Origin of the sequence: Mesorhizobium intechi (assembly GCF_002879535.1) — a bacterium.
GTDB classification, from domain to species: domain Bacteria; phylum Pseudomonadota; class Alphaproteobacteria; order Rhizobiales; family Rhizobiaceae; genus Mesorhizobium; species Mesorhizobium intechi.
In genome coordinates this window covers 1-340 of the sequence record NZ_PNOT02000245.1, presented here as the reverse complement: position 1 = coordinate 340, position 340 = coordinate 1, and the positions used below count along the sequence as shown (strand labels likewise).

General features: G+C 60.3%; 1 pseudogene. It reads left to right on the top strand.

What is annotated here, in order from left to right:
* A pseudogene (gene nifH / locus C1D09_RS34385) lies at window positions 1–165 on the top strand (nitrogenase reductase); the annotation flags it as partial.
* Window positions 166–340 lie beyond the last annotated feature (175 nt).

Below are 340 nucleotides of genomic sequence, written 5' to 3'. Positions count from 1 at the left end.
ATGCAAGGGGCCTCGCCGAAACCGCCCCGTGCCCAAACAGGCTGCCGCCTTGTCGAACCCTTGCGCAGGAAATCTTGATGGCCGGCTGCGACTCAAAAGGCCCACCACACTCGTCTTATCCTGAACTCGAAGGCGCAGGATAAAGTTCTGCATCTCGCCGCGCGTATGCCTAGGCAGTTACACGTTGGCCGATCTTGATAATCGAGTCTGGCTACGCCGCGGAGGACGTCTACATGCCATCGTCATTCGCTGCCCGCAGCGCCTTCCGCCCTTCCATCGCTAGAGAGTGAAGTGCCACCATGTCCGAACAACCCTTGCCGACGCTGCCGATGTGGCGCGT